This is a genomic window from Nonomuraea sp. NPDC001684 (assembly GCF_053596515.1).
In genome coordinates, this window is sequence record NZ_JBSFGJ010000172.1 from 1 (window position 1) to 18,545 (window position 18,545).

Below are 18,545 nucleotides of genomic sequence, written 5' to 3' on the forward strand. Positions count from 1 at the left end.
CGACTCCGCGCGCCGAGTGGCTCAGGTCATTCACGCGCCCTCCTCCCTACTGTCGTTCCTCGGGCCGGATTGGTATGTCCTGCCCTCGCTGATGTCGTCACGCGCTGCTCGGAAGCCCTGCTGGAAGCTCGACAACCTGCTGCGCACCCGGTCGGGCGAGACCGACGGCATGGGAGCCACGCCCTTGGGCGCGGACGCCGTGTCCGCCGATCCGGGCACCAGGTTGGCCTTGGGCACCCGTTTGGGCAGCCCGGCGGCTGTCGAGCCGTCGCGTACGGGCTCCACCACGGACGCCGCCGCGTTCCAGCCGGCGTCGGCCTTGGCCGAGCCCCAGGTGGCGCTCGGCTCGCCCTGGTCGAACCAGGCCGACTCCACCGCGGCGAATATCGGCAGGTATTCGTCCCCGCCGGAGGCGGGCTTGACGACGGGGATCGGGCCGGTCGCCGCCGACTCGGTCTCGGGGTAGTCGTACTTGGACGCGGGCGACGTCTCCTGCGGCGGAGCCGACCAGGCGCGGGGCTCCTCGGGGGGCAGGCCGCGCTGCGGCGGCGCGTGCTCCCCGGTGACCGGCCCGCGCGAGGACACCCAGACGTCGGACGACGAGTCCGGCAGCCAGTCGGAGCCGGTGTTCGTCGACTCCGTCGAGGGCCACTGCGGCATCGCGAACGGCATGGACGACGACATCGAGGACGGCAGCGAGTTCGGCAGCGACGGCCACGACCCGCCGGCCGGCTCGGACGGGTACGACGGGTAGGACGGGTGCCCGGGGGCGAGCCCGAAGCCCGCGGCGCCGGGCCACTGCTGGGCCCCGGCGACGGGCTGGGAGGCGGCGAAGGCGTCCTCGCGGGCGGTCGTGGCGGCGGTGTTGCCGCCCGCCCCGGCGGCCGCGGCGGGCTGCGCGCCGAGCAGCGTCTCGGGGATGAGAACCATGGCGGTCAGGCCGCCGGAGCCGTGCGGGCGCAGCTGCACCCTGATGCCGTGCCGGTGGGCCAGCCTGGCGACCACGAACAGGCCCATGCGGCGGGAGACCGACACGTCCACGGTGGGGGCGTCGGTCAGGCGCTCGTTGGCCTGGACCAGTTCCTCGCCGGTCATGCCGATGCCGGAGTCGCTGATGGAGAGCATGATCCCGCCGCCGTCGATCCTGCTGCCGGAGACGGGGACGCGGGTCTCGCGCGGGGAGAACGACAGCGCGTTCTCGATGAGCTCGGCCAGCAGGTGGATGACGTCGTTGACGGCCTGGCCGGCGATGGAGACGCCCTCGGGCACCTCCAGGACGACGCGCTCGTAGTTCTCGACCTCCGACAGGGAGGCGCGGGCGACGTCGACCAGCTTGACCGGCTGGCTCCAGCGCCGCGGCGGGTCCTGACCGGCCAGCACCAGCAGGTTCTCGCTGTTGCGCCGCATACGCGTGGCCAGGTGGTCCAGCTTGAACAGGTTGCCGAGCCGCTGCTCGTCCTGCTCGCCCTGTTCCAGACCGTCGATCAGGGTGATCTGCCGCTCCACCAGCGTCTGACTGCGCCGCGACAGGTTCACGAACATCGCGTTGACGTTCGAGCGGAGCCTGGACTCCTCGCCGGCCAGCCGGACGGCTTCGCGGTGGACCTCGTCGAAGGCGCGGGCGACTTCACCGATCTCGTCCTTGGAGTTGACCTCGATCGGCGGGACCTGGAGCTGTTCCGGGCTGACGTCGGTGTTGCGCAGCTGCCGGACCAGGTCGGGCAGCGTCTGGCCGGCGATCTTCAGGGCGTCCGAGCGCAGGCGGCGCAGCGGGCGCACCAGCGAGCCGGCCATCAGGGCGGTGATCGCGAGGACCAGGACGAGCAGGCCCACCACGATGCCGATGTTGATCGCGGCGACCTGCCGGTCGCTGCTGGCGATGTCGGCGCTTCGGGTGGCGATCTGCTCCGACAGCGACTTCTGCACGCTGTGCAGGCGCTCGACGGTCTCGGTGATGGACTGGAACCACTGGTCGGTGTCGTCCCTGGTCGAGGTGTCGAGCCGGCGCAGTGACTGGTTGGCGTTGTGCAGCAGCACCGCGCGGCTGGCGTAGAACTCGGCGCGGCCGATCTTCAGGCTGGCGACGGTGTTGTCGTAGAACTGGCGCTGCGCGGGCGTGGCGACGGCGCGGAAGGAGTCCCGCTCGCTGTTGCGGCGGGAGCGGGCGTCGAGGAAGGCGTTGTACTCCGGCTCCTCGAACGAGCCCCTGATCAGGGCGCTGGTCAGCAGGCCGCGCTGCTTGGAGGCCTCCTCCTCGGCGCGGGCGACGGCGCGCAGGGCCGCGCTGGTGGCGATGATCTCCTCGTCCGTGGAGCCCTGGCCGAGCTCGTCGTAGAGCTGCAGCAGCTCGGCGATGACCTCGGAGTACTTCTCGCTGGTGGGCAGCGGGCCGAGCTTGGTCTCGGCGACGGCCTTGCGCATCGTGGGGATCTGGCCGAGCCGGATCCGGATGTGGTCGAGGGACTTCCTGCCAAGGTCGGACAGCGCCGTCTCGGACTTCTTCCCCGCCTCAAGGGTGCCGGCGATGCGCTTGTCGACGATCTCGTGCTGGCTCTGCAACCGCTGCTCGTCGGAGGCTCCGCGGTTGGTGGCGACGTGGCGGGTGGCCAGGTCGCGTTCGAGCCCGAGGTCGCGGGAGAGCTCGCCGAGCTGTGCGACCAGGGTCCCCACGCTGCTGATGTCCTGGTACTGCTGGGCGCTGCTGATCGAGGTCGTGACCCGCAGGGCGCCGAGGACGACGGCCACGAGGGTGGGAATGGCGATGAGGGCGATGAGGCGGGTACGCACGCGCCAGTTGCGCAGGGCGAACGGGCTGCCCGCCTTGGGCGCGTGGGCTTGCCGCACCTCGCCGTCCGCGGCCTTTTCCGGGGCGTCCGGAGCCCGGCCACGACCGGATCCGGTCGTTGTTGTCCTCACTGGTGGCAACCTCTCGCCATGGCCTGCTTCAGGGGGAATCAGCGGCTTCGTCACGCGGACGAGTGATCGCAGGCAAGTTCGAGGCCCAATTTGAGCACAAACCTCATACTTAGGCCAACGTTTCGGTGGTTTTCAACCGTTCCACATCGCACTCCCTTCACGTCGCATACCAGCGCACACGGAGCGCAACCACCGTCCCAATACGGACATATCGCCACTAAACATACTTAATCTTCTGATTTACATCTATAGCGCCGATTTGTCATATTTTCGCGATAAACCAACATATACGCGGCATAGCGCTGTAGATCCGAAGTCGGCTCCGGTACGCTTCACGCCCGGCATCCCGTGCCGATCTCCGGAACTTCCCCCTGGTAGGAGAACCCCCCATGACACGCACTATGCGCGGTCACGCCATTGTCGTCGGCGTGGCTCTGGCGCTCACCCTTGCCGGCTGCGGCGGAGGCAGCGGCGAGACCGCGAAGAGCTCGGCCAACAGCAAGGGCCTGGAGAAGACCACCATCAAGGTCGGCGCCCTCCCCGTGCCCGACGTTGTGTCGGTCTATCTCGCCAACGAAAAGGGCTTCTTCAAGGAAGAGGGACTGACCGTCGAGCCGGTCACCATCACCGGTGGCGCGGCGGCGCTGCCGCAGATCGAGAGCGGCGCGCTCGACATCTCGCAGACCAACTACGTCTCGACCTTCCTCGCGGTGAGCAAGGGCAAGAAGATCAAGCTGGTCGCGGACATGTACCAGGCCGCGCCGAACACGTTCAACATCATGGTGCCGAAGGACTCCCCCATCAAGACGGTGGCGGACCTCAAGGGCAAGACGGTCTACGTCAACAACCTCAGGAACATCGCCACCCTGGCCGTGGAGACGCAGCTCAAGGTGGCCGGTCTGGCCGACACCGACGTGAAGTTCGTGGAGAAGCCGTTCCCGGAGCAGGGCAACGCGATCAACACCGGGCAGGCGGACGCGGGCTGGATGACCGAGCCCTTCATCACCGCCAACCAGAGCGCCTTCGGCTTCCGCAAGCTCGCCGACACCATGACCGGCCAGACGGAGGACTTCCCCATCGCCGGCTGGATGGCCACCGAGGACTGGGTGCAGAAGTACCCGAAGACGCTGGCCGCCTTCCAGCGGGCCATCGCCAAGGCGCAGCAGCTCGCCTCCAGTGACCGCAAGGTCATCGAGGAGACGCTGCCGAAGTACACCAAGATCGACGCCAAGACGGCCTCGGTGATCACGCTCGGCACGTACCCGAGCGAGCTGAACGAGAACCGGCTGCAGAAGGTCGCCGACCTGATGCTGGAGTACAAGTACCTCACCAGCCCGGTCGACGTGAAGTCGGTCATCGCCGCCCCTGCAAGCTGATGAACACCGCGCGTCTGCTCCGCGGCGCCGCCGGCGCCGCGGGGTTCCTCATCGCCGGTGAGCTGGTCATCCGCTTCGCGCTGAGCGACGGCGTGATCTTCCCGGCGCCCTCCGTCATCCTGTACGAAGCCGTGCGCCTGCTCGCCGACCCGGTGTTCACGGAGGGCCTGGCCACCACCCTCACCAACTGGGCGCTCGGCCTGCTCGCCGCCATCGTCGTGGCCGTGCCGCTGGGCGTGCTGCTGGGGGCGGTGCCGCCGGTGGAGCGGGCGATCCGGCCGCTGCTGGAGTTCATGCGCCCGATCCCCTCGGTGGCGATCATCCCGCTGGCGATCCTGCTGATCCCGGTGGACGGCCTGATGAAGGTCTCGGTCATCGTGTACGCGTCCATGTGGCCGATCCTGATCAACACGCTGTACGGCATGCAGGACGTGGACCCGCTGGCCAAGGAGTCGCTGCGCAGCTTCGGCTTCGGCCGCCTGGCCGTGCTGGCCCGGGTCAGCCTGCCGAGCGCCGCCCCCTTCGTCGCGACCGGCATCAGGATCGCGGCCGGCATCGCGCTCGTGCTCGCGGTCAGCGCCGAGCTGCTGGCCGGCGGCACGGCCGGGATCGGCGTCTACACGATCCAGGCGGGCAGCGGCAACCGGATGGACCTCATCATGGCGGCGACGTTCTGGGCCGGGGCGTTCGGGGTGTTCGCGAACCTCGTCCTGCTGGCCGGCGAGCGGCGGCTGTTCCGCTGGCACCGCGTCCGGATGGGAGCGTCGGAGTCGTGAGGCGGCTGTCCAGGCTGTGGGTGGTGCCGGTCGTGCTGGTCGTCTGGGAGCTGCTCGGGCGGCTCATCGACGACAGCGACTTCCCGCCGCCGCTCACCATCGTCACCAGCATGTACCAGATGTGGTTCTCCGGGCCCGTCTCCCACCTGTTCCTCACCGAAGACGCGATCGGCAACATCCTGCCCAGCCTCGGCCGCATGTTCAGCGGCTGGATCCTGGCCTCGCTGCTCGGGGTGCTGCTCGGCGTGGCGCTCGGCCGTTCCAAGGCGGCAACCGACTACGTGGACGCGCTGTTCGAGTTCGGCCGGGCGATCCCGCCGCCGCTGCTGCTGCCGCTGTTCGTCGCGCTGTTCGCGCGCACCGAGTACGCGCAGCTCGGCATGCAGCTCGCCACGATCGTCTTCGGCGTGATCTGGCCGGTGCTGCTCAACACGATCGAGGGCGTCCGGGCCGTGGACCGCACCTACACCGAGACCGCCACCGTGTTCGGCCTGTCCAAGGCACAGCGCCTGCGCGTCGTCGTGCTCCCCGCCGCCTCGCCGAAGATCTTCGCCGGGCTGCGGCTGAGCCTGTCCCTGGCGCTGATCCTCATGGTGATCTCCGAGCTGTTCGGCAGCACGGACGGCATCGGCTACCAGCTCCTGCAGGCCCAGCGCAGCTTCGACGGGCCCGGCGTGTGGGCCGCGATCGCCCTGCTCGGCATCCTCGGCTACCTGGTGAACTCGCTGTTCGTGCTGGCCGAGCGCCGCCTGCTGGTGTGGCACCGGCAGGCCAACCGCAACGTCTGACTTCTGGAAGGACCCCATGCCCCACTCGGATGACCTCCTTTGGGGGGCCGTGGCCGACATCTCGCGCTTCGCCGCTCTGCTGACCATGGCGGAGCTCGGCCTGGCCGACCATCTCGCCCACGGTCCGCTCACCACCGCCGACCTGGCCGCCCGCTGCGAGGCCGACGCCCCCCGGCTGCGCCGCGTGCTGCGCGAGCTGGCCGGGATGGGCGTGGTCCGCGGCGCCGGGCCGGACACGTTCGACCTGACCGAGCGCGGCACGGCGCTGCGTTCGGACGTGCCCGACTCGGTGCGCTCGTCGATCAGGATGCTCGGCGAGGAGGGCTTCTGGCACGCCATGGGCAACCTGCCCGCGACCGTCCGCGACGGCGGCTCGGCCTTCGCCGCCCGCTACGGCCACCTGTACGACTACCTGGCGGCCAACCCCGGAGCGGGCAAGCTGTTCGACGACTACATGACCGCCCGCGCGATCCCCTTCACCGAGGGCCTGGCCAAGCGGTACGACTTCCCGGCCACCGCGACCATGGTGGACGTGGCCGGCGGCAAGGGCCACATCCTGGCCACGGTGCTGCACGCCAACCCGGACATGCGCGGCATCCTGTTCGACCTGGAGCACGTGGCCGACCGGGCCAGGGAGCTGCTGGCCGCCGAGGGGCTGGGCGAGCGGAGCGAGGTCGTCACCGGCGACTTCTTCACCGAGGTCCCGGCGGGCGGCGACGTCTACCTGCTGGCCAGCGTCCTGCACAACTGGGACGACGAGGACGCGGTCACGATCCTGCGCAACGTCCGCCGGGCGATGAACCCCGGCGGCCGCGTCCTGGTGCTGGAGGTGGTGCTGCCCGACGACGAGGCGCCGCACCTGGGCAAGGACATCGACATGCGGATGCTGGCGATCTTCGACGGCGGCGCCGAGCGCAGCCGGGAGCAGTACACGGCACTGCTCGACCGGGCGGACCTGCGCCTGGCCGAGGTCGTCGAGCTGGGCTCGGGAGCCAGCCTCATCGAGGCCCGGCCCCGCTGAGCGCGAGGGGCGGCGGCGGGCCGGATCAGCTGCCGCCGCTCCAGCCCGGCACCGCCATCCTGATCGACAGGGCGTGCTCGACCAGCTGGATCAGCGCGCTCTTGACGGCGTCCTTGGAGCGCGCGTCCAGCCGGACGAGCGGGATGTGGGGGGCCAGCGTGAGGGCGTCGCGGACCTCGGCGTCGCTGTGCGGGTACTGGCCGTCCCAGCCGTTGACGCCCACCACGAACGGCAGCTGCGCCTCCTCGAAGTAGTCGATCGCGGGAAAGCTGTCGGCCAGGCGGCGGGTGTCCACCAGCACGACCGCGCCGATCGCGCCGCGCACCAGGTCGTCCCACATGAACCAGAACCGGTGCTGGCCCGGCGTGCCGAACAGATAGAGGATCAGGTCACGGTCGAGCGAGACGCGGCCGAAGTCCATCGCGACGGTCGTGGTCGACTTCAGGGGCGTCATGCCCAGGTCGTCGATCCCCGCGGAGGCGTCGGTCATCACCGCCTCGGTGGTCAACGGCATGATCTCGGAGACCGCGCCGACGAACGTCGTCTTGCCCACCCCGAAACCGCCGGCTACCACGATCTTCGTTGAAGTCAAGCCGGGGCTAGAGCCTGCGAAGTCCACTGAGCACCCTTTCGAGCAGATTAACGTCCGGCCTGCCGGCGTCCAGCTGTGGCTGATGCACGCGGACCAGGCCCTCGGCCGCCATGTCGGCGATCAGAACACGCACCACGCCCAGCGGGATCCGCAGCAGCGCCGACACCTCGGCCACGGACCTGACCTGCCTGCACAGCTGGCTGATCGCCTGGTACTCCGGCGTGATGTGCGAGAACTCCCGGTGCTCGGCCGTCGCCGACGACACCAGGGCCTCCATCGCCAGTTTGACCCTGGGCGCCGTCCGCCCACCCGTCACCGCGTACGGGCGGACGGGCGAGGCGGGGTCGGGGTGCAGCTGCGACTGGGGCTGTGGCTTGGGCGGAGGCGCCCAGCCGCCGCTGTTCCATCTCTGGTCCGTCACCTACATCACCTGGTCTGGCTGGCGCGCAGCTCGGCCCGCACCGCCGGGGTCAGCACCTGACCGGCGCGATCCACCATCAAGGTCATCTGGTACGCCACCAGCCCCATGTCGCAGTCCGGAGCCGCCAGCACCGCCAGGCACGAGCCGTCACTGATCGACATGATCAGCATCAACCCGCGCTGCATCTCCACGATCGTCTGGTTGACCGCACCACCCTCGAACACCCTGGCCGCACCCTGCGTCAGGCTCACCAGCCCCGACGCGATGGCGGCCAGCTGGTCGGCCCGGTCAGCCGGAAAACCCGACGAGGCCGCAAGCGGCAACCCGTCGGACGAGACGACCACCGCATGTGCCACACCGGGGACCGTGCTGACGAAGTCGGTGATCAACCAGTCGACTCCGCGCGCCGCGTGGCTCAGGTCGTTCATGCGCCCTCCTCTCTTTCACTGTTGTGGGCTTCACCGTTGTAGGAGCCGCGAGGGCCCGGCTGGAACGCCTTGCCCCCGGTGATGTCGTCGCGGGCCGCCCGGAAGCCCTGCTGGAAGCTGGACAACCTGTTCCGCACCCGGTCCGGCGAGACCGAGGGCATCGGGGACACGCCCTTGGGCGAGGCGGAGGTGTCGGCCGAGCCGGGCACCAGGTTCGCCTTGGGCACCCGTTTGGGCAGGCCGGCCGCGGTCGTGCCGTCGCGGGCCGGCTCGGCCGCCGCCTCGGCGGCGCTCCAGCCGGCGTCGGCCTTCGTCGAGCCCCAGCCGCCCTCGTCGCGTCCGAACCAGGCCGACTCGACGGCGGCGAAGATCGGCAGGTAGTCGTCCCCGGCGGAGGCGGGCGGCACGGGCGGGATCGGGCCGGTGGCCGCCGACTCGGTCTCGGGGAAGTCGGGCCGCGGGCGCTGGAAGCCGTCCTGCTTCCAGGGGGGCGGCGGCTCGGCCGCGGGACGCTTGGGCAGCCCGCGATCGCCGTTGTTGCGCGGCGGCGACCAGATGTCGTGGCTGTCGAAGCCGCCGCCGTGCGGGTCGGAGGGCCAGCCGTCGGACGAGGGCCACTGCGGCCAGTTGCCCCCCGCCTCCGGGTTCGACGGGTACGACGGGTGCGCGGGGCCCATCTGGTAGGTGGGCCGCGGCCAGTCCTGTCCGGCGGCCGGGGGCGCCTGCGGCCAGTCGGCCGCCGGCGTGAGCGGCGCCTGCGGCCAGTCGGCTCCCGGCGCGGGCGGCGCGGGCGGCCAGTCGGCCCCGGCGGCGGAGGCGGCCGCGGGCCAGTCGGCCTCGGGCGGAGCCGAGATCGGCGGCCAGTCGGTGGCCGGGGGCGCCGCGTGCGGCCCCACGTACGGCTCGCTCCCGGACGTGCTCTCGGCCGCCGCCGGCTGCATGCCCGCGAACCCGGGCGGCTGCGTGCCGAGCATGTTCTCCGGGACGAGCACCATGGCGGTCAGCCCGCCCGAGCTGTGCGGACGGAGCTGCACCCTGATGCCGTGCCGGTGGGCCAGCCTGGCGACCACGAACAGGCCCATCCGCCGCGAGACCGACACGTCGACGCTGGGCGAGTCGGTGAGGCGGTCGTTGGCCTGGGCCAGCTCCTCGGGGGTCATGCCGATGCCGGAGTCGGTGATCGACAACATCACGCCGCCGCCGTCGATCCTGCTGCCCGACACCGCCACCCGGGTCTCGCGCGGCGAGAACGACAGCGCGTTCTCCACCAGCTCGGCCAGCAGGTGGATGACGTCGTTGACGGCCTGACCGGCCACCGACACGCCGTCGGGCACCTGGAGCACGACGCGCTCGTAGCTCTCGACCTCCGACAGGGAGGCGCGGGCCACGTCGACCAGCTTGACCGGCTGGCTCCAGCGCCGCGGCGGGTCCTGACCGGCCAGCACCAGCAGGTTCTCGCTGTTGCGCCGCATACGCGTGGCCAGGTGGTCCAGTTTGAACAGGTTGCCGAGCCGCTGCTCGTCCTGCTCGCCCTGCTCCAGACCGTCGATCAGGGTGATCTGCCGCTCCACCAGCGTCTGACTGCGCCGCGACAGGTTCACGAACATCGCGTTGACGTTCGAGCGCAGCCGCGCCTCCTCGCCGGCCAGCCGGACCGCCTCGCGGTGGACCTCGTCGAAGGCGCGCGCCACCTCGCCGATCTCGTCGTGGGTGTCCACCCCGATCGGCGGGACGGGCCCGACCTTGCCGTCACCCGCCTCGCGGAGCGCCCGCACGGTCTCCGGCAGGCGTTTGCCGGCGATGTCCAGGGCCTCGCCGCGCAGCCTGCGCAGCGGCCTGATGAGCGAGCGGGCGATGAAGGTGATGATGATCAGCACCACGATCAGCAGGATCATGATGAGCACGCCGGAGATCAGCGCCGACCGGTTGGCCGCCTCCTCCAGGGCGCGGGCCCGCAGGATGACCGAGGAGGCCAGCGACTTCTCCACGCTGCGCAGGGCGTCGATCTTGCCCGTGCTGACGTCGAACCAGGTGCCGACGTCCTTGTCCGGCCGTACGCCGATGCTCAGGGGCTTGGCCTCGACGGACTGGGCCATGGCCCGCAGCCGGAACAGGTCGGTCTGGTCGACGTCCCTGCCCACCACGGTGTCGCGGTAGAGCTCCAGCTGGTCGATGCTGGCGAGGGTGGCGAACAGGGTCTCCTCGCTCTCCTCCCGCGCTTTGGCGTCGGAGAGCGCGTCGAGCTCGCCGCTGTCGAAGCTCTTCTTGTCCAGGGCGCTGGCCAGGATGCCGCGCTGCTTGGACGCCTGCTCCTTCGCGCGCGCGATGGCCGCCATGGAGCTGGCGCTGTGGGAGATGTCGTCGTCCACCGCGACCTGTCCCACCTGGTCGTGGAACTGCAGGAGGGTGGCGATGATCTGGGAGTACTTCTGGATCATCGGCAGCGGCTGGATCTTGCCCTTGACGGCGGTGTCGCGCAGGGTCTGGATCTCCTCCAGGCGGCGCAGCACCGGGCGTACGGAGTCGGCGTGGGTGTCGGTGAGGGCGCCGGCCCGCACCTTGGCCTCGTCGATGAGGTTGTCGACCCCGCTGTAGGTGGTGCGGAGCTGGGCCGCGCGGCTCTCCGGACGGCCTTGGGCGATGTAGAGAGCGGTCTCGTCCCGTTCGAAGGCCAGTTCGTGCGTGACGGCGCCGAGCTGCTCGCTGAGCTCGGCCACCTCTCTGAGTGTCTGGTAGGTGTCGGCGTCCCTGAGGGAGGTGATCACGTTCAGCCCGCCCAGGCCCACCGCGACAGCCGTGGGTACGACGATCAACGCCACGAGGCGCGATCGTACGTGCCAATTGCCCAATCCGAACCTGTTAGAAGCAGGTTTGGGCGGCCGTCGCTTCTGGTGCCCGTGCGGCTCGCGGTCAGCGGAAGCTTCAGCGCTCTGCGTTCTCACTTGCCTCGCAACCTCTCGCCCCGGAGGGGAATTCTCGAAGACCATGCAGGTAAATGCACGTGGGGCAATATGTACAATCGAGATGAGGGCCATTTGAGCACAGGTGCCGGTCAGGACCAACCACCTATAGTGCCCCTCTGAGGCTTATATCCCGGATTGTCCAAAAATTGTGACAAAATTGGTAGACCGCCGTTTACCTGCAAAAACGGGCAGCCGAAACGTGTTCCGCAAGCCCCCTTCCGCCCGCGGAACGATCCAGGTCAGCTAGTCCCACCAGTAACAGAAGCCCCGGTCGCCACCCTCTTTCCCAAAACGGACAAAGACATCTCACGCCTCTATTTACGATAGAGCGGCAAACGGACATTGCAACCACAAGAGTCATTTTCTTGATAATGACTGCCAATGTGGTGCTACGGTCGATTCCTGCTTGTTCGTCAGGCACTCAGCCCCGGGGGCAGTTCAGCCACCCGGTCCCCCCGGCTCCACGTCTTGAAGGGAGTCCCTGACATGAGGCTTGGCCGCTCCGCCAAGGCCGCCATCATCGGGTTCGCTGTGACTTTAGGCGCCGTAGCGTGCAGCACCGGCGGCTCAACCACCGCCAGCGCACCACCCTCCGCCTCCGCGAACGGCGGCGGCGGCGCCTTGGAGAAGACGAAGCTCAAGATCGCCACCCTGCCCGCCATCGACAGTGCCGCCATCTACGTCGCCATCGACCAGAAGCTCTTCGAGCAGGAGGGTCTCGACGTCACCCCGCAGGTCGTCCAGGCCGCCCCCGAGGCGATCCCCATGCTGGTCAACGGCGAGATCGACGCCATGTTCGGCAACTACGTGTCGATGTTCCAGGCGCACGACAAGGGGGCGATCAAGATCCACGTGCTCGCCGAGGGCTCGCGGGCCGCCCCCGACTCGCTCAGCATCATGGCGCTGCCCAACTCCCCCATCAAGACGCCGAAGGACCTCGCGGGCAAGACGATCAACGTCAACGTCCTGCACAACTTCCAGGAGCTCGCGCTCACCCAGGTGCTCAAGGCCAACAACATCGACCCCGGCACGATCAAGTACGTCCCCGTGACGTTCCAGAACATCATGGCCTCGTGGAAGAGCGGCCAGATCGACGCCGCCTACCTGGGCGAGCCGCAGGTCACCGCGGCGACCTCGTCGATGGGCGCGCGCAAGATCCTCGACCCGGCCTCCGGGCCGGCGGCGGAGTTCCCGATCTCGGGATACATCAGCACCCAGGACTGGTACGACAAGAACCCGAGGACGGCGGCGGCCTTCCAGCGGGCCATCCACAACGCGGCCAAGCTGATGGAGAACAACCGTGAGGTGGTGGCCAAGGTGCTGCCGAACTTCACGCAGATCGACGCGTCCACGGCGGCGACGGTCACCTTCCCCTACTTCTCCAGCTCCGACAACCCGGTGCGGCTGCAGCGGGTGGCCGACTGGATGTGGGAGGCCAAGTGGCTGGGCAAGGAGATCGACGTCAAGACGTTGATGTCGCCGACGACGTCGGGGTGAGCAGCACCGCGACGGCCGTCGTCCGCCGTCCGGCCGGCGCCGCCACGCGGTGGTCGCGCCGGGCGGCGGGGGCGGCCGGCTTCGCCGTCCTCGTCGAGCTGCTGAGCCGGTCGGGGCTGGTGGACGCCGAGGTGCTGCCGCCGGCCACGCGGATCGTCGGGCGTGGCCTGGCGCTGCTCGCCGATCCGGCCTTCCTGACCCACGCCCGCACCAGCCTGCTGGCCTGGGCCTTCGGGCTCGGGCTCGCGGTGCTGGTGGCGGTGCCGCTCGGCCTGCTGCTCGGCAGCGTGCCGGTGATCGACGCCGCCACCCGCTCGGTGGTGGAGTTCCTGCGGCCGATCCCGTCGGTGGCGCTGATCCCGCTGGTCGCCCTCGTGATCGGCACCGGCCTGCAGCTCCGCGTCACGCTCGTGCTCTACGCCGCCATGTGGCCCATCCTCTACAACACCATGTACGGCCTGCGCGGCGTCGACCCCGTCGCCAAGGAGACCCTGCGCTCCTACGGCTTCGGCCCGCTGTCGGTGCTGCTGCGCGTCAGCCTGCCGTCGGCCGCGCCGTTCATCACCACGGGCGTGCGGCTGGCGGCGTCCGTGGCGCTCATCCTGACCGTCAGCACCGAGATCGTGGCCGGGCGCGGGGAGGGCATCGGCGTGTTCATCTTCTTCGCCGGGATCGCGGTCCCGGCCAGGATGACCGACATCCTGGCCGGGGTGTTCTGGGTGGGACTGTTCGGCGTGCTGGTCAACGCGCTGCTGGTGGCGGCCGAGCAGCGCGCCTTCCGCTGGCACCACGCCCGGCTGACGGAGGGGTCGTGACCGGGGCCCGGCGCCGGCCGTCCGCCCGCGACCGCACGCGCGGCACGGCGTTCCGGGTGGCCGTGCTGGCCGTGCTGGTCCTGGCCTGGGAGGCGGGCACGCGGCTGGCGGGCAGCTCGTTCTTCCCGCCGCCGACGACGATCGTGGCCCGGATGCACCAGATGTGGTTCTCCGGCCCGCCCGGCAGCCTGTTCCTGACCGGCGCGGCGGTGGACGACGTCCTGCCGAGCCTGGGCCGGATGGCCGCCGGGTTCGCCGGCGGGGCGGTGGCCGGGGTGCTGCTCGGGCTGGCGTTCGGGCTGTCGGCGCGGGTCTACGACTATCTCGACGGCGTGCTGCAGTTCCTGCGCGCGATCCCACCGCCCGCGCTGGTCACCGTGTTCCTGGTGGTGTTCGGCTTCGGGCTGCGCATGCAGCTGGCGTTCATCACGTTCAGCGTCGTGTGGCCGGTGCTGCTCAACACCGCCGACGGCGCGCGGGCGGTCGATCCGCTGCACCTGGACACCGGGCGGGTGTTCCGGCTGTCGGGGACCGAGCGCCTGCTGCGGGTCGTCCTGCCGTCGGCGCTGCCGAAGATGTTCGCCGGGCTGCGGCTGTCGTTGTCGTTGTCGCTGATCGTCATGGTCTTCGCCGAGCTGCTGCCAGGGGCCTCCAACGGCATCGGGTTCCAGCTCACCACCGCGTACTCGACGTTCGACCTGCCCGCGATGTGGGCCGGGATCGTGCTGCTCGGCGTGCTGGGCTACCTGCTCAACGAGCTGTTCCTGGTGGCCGAGCGGCGGGTGCTGGCCTGGCACCTCGGCGCGCAGCGGCTCACGGAGCAGTGAACGTGCCGGCGGCGACCGGGCGGCTGCGCGGCGGCTCGTAGGCGCCCGAGTCGATGCCCCACGACGCGACGGCCAGCGGCATGATCTCCACCCATACGGGCTCGTACCCGGGTTTCAGCCGCTCGCCGCCCTTGGCGTGGACCCGCCCGACCCCCTGGACGAGGACGCCGCGCGGCCCGTCCTCGGTGAAGTCGTCCACGACGAGCGACACCTCGGGGTTGTCCCTGACGTCCCGGCGGTACCGCCGGGGACGCACGCCGCCGGGCAGCAGGCGGGAGCCGACCGCGATCATGCCGCGGTCCGGCTGGAGATGGATCCGCACGGGCACGACGTGCGGCGTTCCCCCGGCTCCCGCCGTGGCGAGCCGCGCCAGGTCGTGCTCAAGCAGGTAGGCGAACTCCCCGTCACTGAATCCGCGCATCACACACCTCACACCCAGATAGGAACGAGGTTAATGGGATAACTCTGGTCTTCGGCCTGCAAAGGGCGAGAAACTTATCGTCATGTTCCCCGTCAGGGACGCGTGGGACCGGATCGAGACCACTGGGGGCGACGTGAGGACGATGGTCGTGGGCGCCGGGATCGGCGGGCTCACCACCGCGCTCAGCCTGGCGGCGGCCGGGCTGGAGTGCGTGGTCGTGGAGGCGGCCGCCACGCTGAGGCCGCTCGGCGTCGGGATCAACCTGCAACCGCACGCCGTACGGGAGCTGACCGAGCTGGGGCTGGCCGGCGAGCTGGCCGCGCTGGGCGTGGAGACGACCTTCATGACCTTCGCCGACCGGCACGGCAACGTGATCCTGGCGCTGCCGCGCGGGCGCTCGGCCGGATACCGCTGGCCGCAGTACAGCATCCACCGGGGCGAGCTGCAGATGGCGCTGCTGGCCGCGGTCGAGGAACGGGCCGTCCCGGTGCGGACGGGCGTCCGCCTGGAGGGCTTCGAGCAGGACGGCGAGCAGGTCCTCGTCCGGCTCCCCGGGGCGGCGAGCTCGTGGAGGAACGCGTGGACGTGCTCGTCGGCGCGGACGGCGTGCAGTCCACGGTGCGGGCGCTGCTGCACCCGTCGGACGACCCGCTGCTGTGGTCCGGCATCAGGATGTGGCGCGGGGTGGCCGAGGCCGACCGCGTCCTGGACGGCGCCACCGTGCTGGTGGGCGGCTCCAACCGGGCCGGGAAGTTCGTCACCTACCACATCTCGGCCCGCAACCCCCGGCTGGTCAACTGGGTGGCCGAGGTCAAGGTGGCCGAGCCCGGCGTCGCCGCGGAGGCCGACTGGTCGCGCGCGGGCCGGCTGGAGGAGGTGGCCGCGCACTTCGCCGACTGGCGGTACCGGCCGGCCGACGTCCAGGGGTTGCTCGCGGCCTCCCCGCGCATCCTGGAGTACCCGATGGTGGACCGGGACCCGCTGCCGGTCTGGGGAGAGGGCCGGGTGACGCTGCTGGGCGACGCCGCGCACCCGATGTACCCGATCGGCTCGAACGGCGGCTCGCAGGCGGTGCTCGACGCGCGGGTGCTGGCCCGGTGCCTGGCGACGTCCGGCGACCCGGTCACGGCGCTCAAGGCGTACGAGGAGGAACGGCGTCCGCCCACGTCGGCGCTGGTGATGGCGCATCGGGCGCTGCCCATCGAGGATACGATCGGGCTGGTGACCGAGCGCGCGCCCGACGGGTTCGCCGACATCGCCGACGTGCTGACGGAGGCCGAGCTGGCCGCCATGGCCGGGGCGCAGCGGCGCATCTCCGACGCCGACGTCCGGGCGCTGAACGAGCGGGAGTCGTGGAGCCTACGCATCCCATGACAGCCGCGAAGACTCAAGGGTAAGATCCGACACCGTAGAGCCATACCGACATTTCCGGCTTCCCGAGTCGGTCCTCCGCTCGCGGCCTCGCCCCCTAGGACATCCATGCTCGAGATAGAGAACCTCTCCCACGTGTACGGCGGCGGTGGCCCCAACGCTCACCACGCCATCGAAGGGCTCAACCTGAGCGTCGCCGCGGGCGAGCTGCTGTGCATCGTCGGGCCGTCGGGAGCCGGGAAGTCGACCCTGCTGCGCTCCATCGCCGGGCTGATCAGGCCGACCGGCGGCGAGGTCAGGGTCGAGGGCGAGCTGGTGCGGCAGACCCCCGACAACCTGGCGGTGGTCTTCCAGGACTACAGCCGCTCGCTGTTCCCGTGGATGTCGGTGGCCGACAACGTGGCCCTGCCGCTGCGCCGCCGGGGCATGGACAAGCAGCAGCGCCGCGAGGCCGCCCAGGAGGCGCTGGAGTCGGTCGGGCTCCAGGGCGCCGAGAAGAAGTACCCGTTCCAGCTCTCCGGCGGCATGCAGCAGCGGGTGGCGATCGCGCGGGCGCTGGCCTACCGGCCCTCGCTCATGCTCATGGACGAGCCGTTCGGCTCGGTCGACGCCCAGACCCGCGAAGACCTGGAAGACCTCGTGCTGAAGGTGCGCGGCCACCACCAGATGACGATCGTGCTCATCACCCACGACATCGACGAGAGCGTCTACGTCGGCGACCGCGTCGTGGTGTTGTCGAAGGCCCCCGCGCACGTGGTCGGCGACCTCAAGGTCGACCTGCCCGAGCCGCGCGACCAGATCACCACCCGCGAGCACCCCGACTTCGTGCACCTGCGCGCCGAGGTCGGCCGCCTGGTGCGCGGCCACGCCACCACCGTCTGACGCGCGGACGGGCGCCCGGCCTCAAGCCGGGCGCCCGGGGCGCGTCGGGCTATACCGGCGTGTGGGAGTGGCGCGTGAGCGCGTGCTCCACCAGCGTGATCAGGGTGGATTTCACCGCGTCGCGCTGGCGGGCGTCGAGGCGGACGATCGGGATGTGCCCGCCGACGGACAGCGCCTCGCGGATCTCGTCCTCCGCGTGGGCGAACTGGCCGTCCCAGCCGTTGATGCCGATGACGAAGGGCAGCTTGGCCTCTTCGAAGTAGTCGATGGCGGGGAAGCTGTCCGCCAGACGGCGCGTGTCCACCAGGACGACGGCGCCGATCGCGCCGCGCACGAGGTCGTCCCACATGAACCAGAACCGGTGCTGTCCGGGGGTGCCGAACAGGTAGAGGATCAGGTCGCGATCCAGCGACACACGTCCGAAGTCCATCGCCACGGTCGTGGTCGTCTTGTTCGGCGTGAGCGAGACGTCGTCGACGTGGGCCGAGGCGTCCGTCATGACCGCTTCCGTGGTGAGCGGCAGGATCTCCGAGACCGCTCCCACGAACGTCGTCTTCCCCACGCCGAAGCCCCCGGCCACGACGATCTTCGTCGAGGTCAGACCGGGGCTAGAGCCTGCGAAGTCCACTGAGCACCCTTTCGAGCAAGTTGAGGTCCGGCTTTCCCGCGTCCAGCGCAGGCTGGTGCACGCGGATCAGGCCCTCCGACGCCATGTCGGCGATCAGCACCCGGACCACACCAAGGGGCTGGCGTAAAAGGGCGGAGATCTCGGCAACCGACCGGACGTTCCGGGTCAGCTGAATGATCGCCTGATACTCCGGACTCAGTAGGGAAATGTCTTGGTATTCCGACGTCACGGAGGACACCAAAGCCTCCATGGCGAACTTCATCCGCGGCGCGGTGCGCCCCCCGGTCACGGCATAGGGCCGTACCAGGGAACTCGGCTTCTGCGGACGAGGGGCCGCCGGATGCGGCGGAGTGCTATCACCAGCCCAACCCTGACCTGACACCATGATCTCCTGTCACCGCCCGCTAGCGGGGGCGGGCCGCTTGCAGCTCAGCGCGTACGGCCGGGGTGAGCACCTGACCGGCGCGCTCGACCAGCAGCGTCATCTGGTACGCTACGAGGCCCATGTCACAGTCGGGAGCCGCGAGGACGGCCAGACAGGACCCGTCGCTGATGGACATGATCATCAACAGCCCGCGCTGCATCTCGATGACGGTCTGGGTGACCATGCCGCCCTCGAAGACCCGCGCGGCGCCCTGCGTCAAACTGATCACGCCCGAGGCGACCGCGGCGAGCTGGTCGGCCCGGTCCTTGGGGAAACCCTCCGAGAAGGCCAGCGGCAGGCCGTCGGACGACACCACGACGGTGTGCGCGACGCCCGGCACGTTGTTCACGAAGTCGGTGATCAGCCAGCTGATGCCACGCGCTCCCTGGCTCATCTCTC

Annotated in this window: 18 protein-coding genes and 1 pseudogene; 10 read left to right on the forward strand and 9 right to left on the reverse strand. The window is 70.1% G+C overall.

Going from position 1 to position 18,545, the window contains the following annotated elements:
• Positions 1 to 30: 30 nt before the first annotated feature.
• Positions 31 to 2,844 carry a nitrate- and nitrite sensing domain-containing protein gene (locus ACWCSD_RS26990; RefSeq protein WP_449918887.1) on the reverse strand — a complete coding sequence of 938 codons (2,814 nt, stop codon included), beginning with the start codon at positions 2,842 to 2,844 and terminating at the stop codon, positions 31 to 33.
• A gap of 461 nt (positions 2,845 to 3,305) precedes the next feature.
• Here ACWCSD_RS26990 and ACWCSD_RS26995 point away from each other — a divergent pair, with 461 nt between their 5' ends.
• Genes ACWCSD_RS26995 through ACWCSD_RS27010 form a run of 4 tightly spaced genes read left to right on the forward strand, consistent with a single transcriptional unit; the run spans position 3,306 to position 6,877 of the window.
• Positions 3,306 to 4,292, forward strand: a complete 987-nt coding sequence (locus ACWCSD_RS26995; protein ID WP_397162546.1) for an ABC transporter substrate-binding protein — start codon at positions 3,306 to 3,308, stop codon at positions 4,290 to 4,292.
• Complete coding sequence (locus ACWCSD_RS27000; protein ID WP_397162545.1) at positions 4,292 to 5,068, forward strand: ABC transporter permease; 777 nt, start codon at positions 4,292 to 4,294, stop codon at positions 5,066 to 5,068. The genes ACWCSD_RS26995 and ACWCSD_RS27000 overlap by 1 nt, the downstream gene beginning before the upstream one ends.
• On the forward strand, positions 5,065 to 5,856 hold the full coding sequence (locus tag ACWCSD_RS27005) for an ABC transporter permease (protein ID WP_397162544.1): 792 nt from the start codon (positions 5,065 to 5,067) through the stop codon (positions 5,854 to 5,856). Before ACWCSD_RS27000 ends, ACWCSD_RS27005 begins: the two co-directional genes overlap by 4 nt.
• A gap of 16 nt (positions 5,857 to 5,872) precedes the next feature.
• The gene (locus ACWCSD_RS27010) at positions 5,873 to 6,877 is read left to right on the forward strand and encodes a methyltransferase (RefSeq protein WP_358283726.1); all 1,005 of its coding nucleotides are present in this window, start codon (positions 5,873 to 5,875) and stop codon (positions 6,875 to 6,877) included.
• 25 nt (positions 6,878 to 6,902) lie between these two features.
• On the opposite strand, the gene ACWCSD_RS27015 is transcribed toward ACWCSD_RS27010, so the two are convergent.
• The 4 genes from ACWCSD_RS27015 to ACWCSD_RS27030 all read right to left on the reverse strand — a co-directional run bounded on the left by ACWCSD_RS27015 (position 6,903) and on the right by ACWCSD_RS27030 (position 11,137).
• On the reverse strand, positions 6,903 to 7,469 hold the full coding sequence (locus ACWCSD_RS27015) for a GTP-binding protein (protein WP_352350291.1): 567 nt from the start codon (positions 7,467 to 7,469) through the stop codon (positions 6,903 to 6,905).
• A 7-nt stretch (positions 7,470 to 7,476) separates the two neighbouring features.
• Positions 7,477 to 7,824 (reverse strand): DUF742 domain-containing protein, encoded by a 348-nt coding sequence (locus ACWCSD_RS27020; protein WP_352350491.1) that lies wholly within the window; start codon positions 7,822 to 7,824, stop codon positions 7,477 to 7,479.
• A gap of 71 nt (positions 7,825 to 7,895) precedes the next feature.
• Positions 7,896 to 8,318 carry a roadblock/LC7 domain-containing protein gene (locus ACWCSD_RS27025; protein ID WP_020546542.1) on the reverse strand — a complete coding sequence of 141 codons (423 nt, stop codon included), beginning with the start codon at positions 8,316 to 8,318 and terminating at the stop codon, positions 7,896 to 7,898.
• Positions 8,315 to 11,137 (reverse strand): sensor histidine kinase, encoded by a 2,823-nt coding sequence (locus ACWCSD_RS27030; RefSeq protein ID WP_397162543.1) that lies wholly within the window; start codon positions 11,135 to 11,137, stop codon positions 8,315 to 8,317. Before ACWCSD_RS27030 ends, ACWCSD_RS27025 begins: the two co-directional genes overlap by 4 nt.
• Positions 11,138 to 11,902: 765 nt before the next feature.
• Here ACWCSD_RS27030 and ACWCSD_RS27035 point away from each other — a divergent pair.
• From ACWCSD_RS27035 to ACWCSD_RS27045, 3 genes are read left to right on the forward strand one after another with little or no spacing between them, the layout of a single operon-like run.
• Positions 11,903 to 12,778 (forward strand): ABC transporter substrate-binding protein, encoded by an 876-nt coding sequence (locus ACWCSD_RS27035; RefSeq protein WP_358283719.1) that lies wholly within the window; start codon positions 11,903 to 11,905, stop codon positions 12,776 to 12,778.
• Positions 12,775 to 13,593: an ABC transporter permease gene (locus tag ACWCSD_RS27040; RefSeq protein ID WP_397162542.1), complete on the forward strand. Its 819-nt coding sequence runs from the start codon at positions 12,775 to 12,777 to the stop codon at positions 13,591 to 13,593. Before ACWCSD_RS27035 ends, ACWCSD_RS27040 begins: the two co-directional genes overlap by 4 nt.
• Positions 13,590 to 14,420, forward strand: coding sequence for an ABC transporter permease (locus ACWCSD_RS27045; RefSeq protein ID WP_449918892.1), 831 nt, complete (start codon positions 13,590 to 13,592; stop codon positions 14,418 to 14,420). Before ACWCSD_RS27040 ends, ACWCSD_RS27045 begins: the two co-directional genes overlap by 4 nt.
• On the opposite strand, the gene ACWCSD_RS27050 is transcribed toward ACWCSD_RS27045, so the two are convergent.
• Complete coding sequence (locus ACWCSD_RS27050) at positions 14,407 to 14,841, reverse strand: pyridoxamine 5'-phosphate oxidase family protein (RefSeq protein ID WP_364324477.1); 435 nt, start codon at positions 14,839 to 14,841, stop codon at positions 14,407 to 14,409. The two genes, ACWCSD_RS27045 and ACWCSD_RS27050, sit on opposite strands and share 14 nt — an antisense overlap.
• A 142-nt stretch (positions 14,842 to 14,983) precedes the next feature.
• Between ACWCSD_RS27050 and ACWCSD_RS27055 the strand changes: the two are divergent.
• The 3 genes and pseudogenes from ACWCSD_RS27055 to ACWCSD_RS27065 form a co-directional block, all read left to right on the forward strand.
• Positions 14,984 to 15,328, forward strand: a pseudogene (locus ACWCSD_RS27055) (FAD-dependent monooxygenase); the annotation flags it as partial.
• 92 nt (positions 15,329 to 15,420) lie between these two features.
• Positions 15,421 to 16,215 (forward strand): FAD-dependent monooxygenase, encoded by a 795-nt coding sequence (locus ACWCSD_RS27060; RefSeq protein ID WP_449918896.1) that lies wholly within the window; start codon positions 15,421 to 15,423, stop codon positions 16,213 to 16,215.
• Positions 16,216 to 16,320: 105 nt separating this feature from the next.
• Entirely contained in the window at positions 16,321 to 17,094 is a 774-nt protein-coding gene (locus tag ACWCSD_RS27065; protein WP_358283706.1) for an ABC transporter ATP-binding protein, read from the forward strand.
• 49 nt (positions 17,095 to 17,143) lie between these two features.
• Here the strand turns inward: ACWCSD_RS27065 and ACWCSD_RS27070 are convergent, their stop codons facing one another.
• The 3 genes from ACWCSD_RS27070 to ACWCSD_RS27080 form a co-directional block, all read right to left on the reverse strand.
• Positions 17,144 to 17,695, reverse strand: coding sequence for a GTP-binding protein (locus ACWCSD_RS27070; RefSeq protein ID WP_352350489.1), 552 nt, complete (start codon positions 17,693 to 17,695; stop codon positions 17,144 to 17,146).
• A gap of 7 nt (positions 17,696 to 17,702) precedes the next feature.
• The gene (locus ACWCSD_RS27075; protein WP_055507219.1) at positions 17,703 to 18,107 is read right to left on the reverse strand and encodes a DUF742 domain-containing protein; all 405 of its coding nucleotides are present in this window, start codon (positions 18,105 to 18,107) and stop codon (positions 17,703 to 17,705) included.
• A 19-nt stretch (positions 18,108 to 18,126) separates the two neighbouring features.
• Positions 18,127 to 18,545: roadblock/LC7 domain-containing protein (locus ACWCSD_RS27080; protein WP_449918899.1), on the reverse strand; the 419-nt coding region annotated here is incomplete at its 5' end.